Below are 2,238 nucleotides of genomic sequence, written 5' to 3'. Positions count from 1 at the left end.
GGCCTCGACCTGGTGGGCGGCCACGCGCTGCTCGGCCACCTCCAGCGCATGCGGCAGTCGCACGCGTGCCCGGCCCATCGCCGTTCCTCGCGCGGCGCCGATTACGTGCGCGAGACGCTGGTGGGCGAGGGCTTCAACATCCCGGGCGAGCAGGTCGAGAAGATCCTGGCGTTCGTGGCCGTTGGCGGCCTGGCCGGTACGCGGCATCGGGTAATCATCCAGGCGATCGATCAGGCGGGTCTGCAACCCGGCTTCGCGGGCGGCATCCAGTTCTTCCACCACATCGGACAGGAACAGGATCTCGCCGGCCGCTACGCCGATGGCCTGCACGATGCGGCGGTAGCTGTCGGCCTCGCGCTTGCCGCCGACTTCGGTATCGAACCAGCCCGACACCAGCGGGCTGAGGTCGCCGGCGTCGCTGAAACCGAAGAACAGCTTCTGCGCCGGCACCGAACCGGAGGAGTACACGTACAGCGGCAGGCCGGAAGCGTGCCAGCCCTTCAGCACCGGCGCCACTTCCGGGTAGAAGTGCGCGGTGTAGTCGCCACGGCGGTATCCTTCGTCCCAGATCAGCCCCTGCAGCGCCTTCAGGGCGGTGTGCTTGCGGTCCTGGTCGATCCAGCCCTGCAGCGTCTCGGCCACCAGATTGTCCTGGCAGGCACCGCCGATCTCGGTAGCCACCGCGTCCAGCCAGCGGCGGACTTCAGGCTGCTGGCCATGCTCGGCGACAAACGCGGGCAACGCCTTGCGCGCATAGGGGAACAGCACGTTCTTGACGAACGAGATGCTGCTGGTGGTGCCTTCGATGTCGGTCAGGATGACGCGGGCTTGCATGGATCAGGACGCCTGGGTGGGTACGTAACGAGGGAACTTCTGCGCGATGTCGGTGCCGGTGAAATGGCCGACCCAGCCGTCCGGCTCGGTGAAGAAGCGGATCGCCACGAAGCTGGGTTCCTCGCCCATGTCGAACCAGTGGGTGGTGCCATCGGGCACGGCGATCAGGTCGTCCTTCACGCACTCGATCTCATAGACCTTGTCACCCACGTGCAGGGTGAACAGGCCGGAGCCGGCGACGAAAAAGCGCACCTCGTCTTCCTTGTGGAAGTGCTCGTCGAGGAACTTTTTCCGAAGCTCGGCGCGGTTCGGGTTGTCCGGGGCGATCGAGGCCACGTCCACGCTCTTGAAACCGCGCTCGGCCACCAGGCGGTCGATGTCGGCGCGGTACGCGGCGAACACTTCCTCCTGGCTGGCGCCCGGTGCGACCGGCGCGGTGGCCTGCCAGCGCTCGAAGGTGACGCCGATCTTCTGCAGCTCGGCAGCGATGACCGCGCCGTCCTGGGTGTCCAGCAGCGGCGATTCGGGGCGGATGTCGTCGTAGATGCGCAGTCGGCTCATGGCGGCAGCTTGAACGTCTCGGGGGGAGGACAGGGTAGCAGGGTGGGCGCAGGATGCAGATTCCGGATCGGCATCTGCACCTGTGCGCCGGTTCAGCCGCGCAGCCTGCGCAGTTCCAGTTCGCAGTGGAACAGGAATTCGAAGGCTTCGAGGTGACGGCGCGCCTCGGCCATGTCGCGGCCCCAGGCGTACAGGCCGTGGCCATCGATCAGATAGCCCCACAGGGTCTGCCGGTCGAGCAGGTCATCGACCTGCTTCGACAGCACGTTCATGTCCTGGGTGTTGGCGAATACCGGCACATCGATGGCCATTTCATGGGTACTGTTGCCGGCGAAGGCCTTCAACAGCTCGTAGCCTTCCAGGCGGACATGACCCTGCGGCGCGTACAGGCGCGAGGCGATGGTCTGCACCGGCGAGTGCGTATGCAGCACGCAGCCGACGTCCGGGAAGCGGCGGTACAACTGGGTGTGCAGCAGGGTCTCGGCGGACGGGCGCAGCGGACGGCCGACGGCCTGGCCGTCGAAGTCCACCACCATGATGTCGTCCTCGATCAGGCGGCCCTTGTCCTTGCCGGACACCGTGATCGCGGCGTGGCGATCGTCCAGGCGGTGGGAGAAGTTGCTGCTGGTGGCCGGGGTCCAGCCGGCGTGGGCCAGTTCGCGGACGTTGTCGATCAGCAGCTGGGCCAGTTCGCTCAGTCGCGCGGTGTCGTAGGGGAAGGTGGGGGCGTTCATGCCGGCGATTTTACTGGATTCGGCCAACGGCTGAGCCCCTCGTGGCTGGTCGTATAGAGCGGTTCATGGGCGGGGCGGGGCAGGTGGGCCGTGCAGGGGACGCTACAAG

The 2,238-nt window shown here is 66.8% G+C and carries 3 protein-coding genes; all 3 read right to left on the bottom strand.

Annotated features, from left to right (window positions below; genetic code table 11):
- Positions 1-834: acireductone synthase (gene mtnC / locus ABGA94_RS16785; RefSeq protein ID WP_375367823.1), on the bottom strand; the 834-nt coding region annotated here is incomplete at its 3' end.
- A gap of 3 nt (positions 835-837) precedes the next feature.
- Entirely contained in the window at positions 838-1,395 is a 558-nt protein-coding gene (locus tag ABGA94_RS16780) for an acireductone dioxygenase (protein WP_049402829.1), read from the bottom strand.
- 92 nt (positions 1,396-1,487) lie between these two features.
- A complete protein-coding gene (locus tag ABGA94_RS16775; RefSeq protein WP_197599266.1) occupies positions 1,488-2,129 on the bottom strand; it encodes a methylthioribulose 1-phosphate dehydratase in 642 nt (213 codons plus the stop codon).
- Positions 2,130-2,238 lie beyond the last annotated feature (109 nt).

It is taken from the genome of Stenotrophomonas sp. 3diitr2024 (assembly GCF_042136455.1).
Taxonomy (GTDB): domain Bacteria; phylum Pseudomonadota; class Gammaproteobacteria; order Xanthomonadales; family Xanthomonadaceae; genus Stenotrophomonas; species Stenotrophomonas sepilia.
This window is presented reverse-complemented; position numbering and strand designations above follow the sequence as displayed.